This window comes from Kitasatospora sp. NPDC058184 (assembly GCF_042883725.1).
Taxonomy (GTDB): Bacteria; Actinomycetota; Actinomycetes; order Streptomycetales; family Streptomycetaceae; genus Kitasatospora.
The window spans coordinates 1-1,037 of sequence record NZ_JBHVVE010000080.1 but is presented as its reverse complement, the minus strand read 5'-3'; the positions used below and the strand labels follow the sequence as shown (position 1 = coordinate 1,037).

Here is a 1,037-nt window from a genome sequence, read left to right as displayed (position 1 = left end):
GTGTAAGACTGCCTGAAAGCTGCACAAGTGTTTCATTGTAAACAAATGAAATCACACCGAAAATCAGCCCGCTTGCAACGCTTGCGATTTTCGCTTCTCCCAGTCCTTTCATATCTTTCCCGATTGAAGAAAGAACAGCGACAACAGAAAGGATGTTTAAGGACGTGAAGGTAATGCTTGCCGGCCAATTATACTGGCGGGTCAAATCTATCGTCCACGTGTAATGATGGGTTGTCTGAAAAAAGACCAATGCATATAACAGCCCCGCTACAAGAATCGGTATCAAAATACTATTCAGAGATAATATTCCTTTTATATCCCAAAAGAATAAACCGACGGTCACAATGCAAAGAAGAAAAATACCGATCCAAAACGGCAGCTTGTACATTTGCAGCGTCACACCGCCGCCGGCAATCATAACCATCGTCATTGAAAACAAATAAAACATAATAAGCACATCATAGACTTTAGCAAGAGCCGGCCCCATCAGATGCTCAAGCACAGGTAAAAAGTGCGTTGATTGAACCCGATAGCTGATCTTCAACACAATATAAGCCGAAATCGTAAACATGACTGTAAACAATACAATAGCCAGTCCGCTTTCGACACCGAAAAACTGCCATATTTCCTGCCCGCTTGCATACCCAGCCCCAATCTGGCTGCTTAATATGAGCAGCATCCACTTCATCCCGGCTCTCCACACCCTCATCACCTCATAAAATTTCTGATAATCTCCGCATATTGCTACTATATTGAGTGACAGCGGCAATCATTCATACAAATGGGACAAATATGGTATGATAACGACGATTGACTATTCAGAAAATTTTATTTATATAAGGAGCTCAAATCGTGTACATCAGGCGTTTAACCGCAAATGATACCAAGCCTTACACCGATATCAGGCTCAAAGCTTAAAAGATCACCCGGACGCGAGGCTTGAATCCGGTAATGCCATCGTGCTTGGCGCCTTTGAAAAAGACAGACTGATAGGAATCCTCAAGATCTCCAAGCATTCGCTGTTTAACCTAAGACAC

Annotated in this window: 1 protein-coding gene; it reads right to left on the bottom strand. The window is 42.8% G+C overall.

Translation table 11 applies throughout. The annotated features are described in order from the left end of the window. A partial coding sequence (locus ACFVXH_RS41475) for a hypothetical protein (protein ID WP_387831257.1) occupies positions 1-688 on the bottom strand: 688 nt, incomplete at its 3' end. Positions 689-1,037 lie beyond the last annotated feature (349 nt).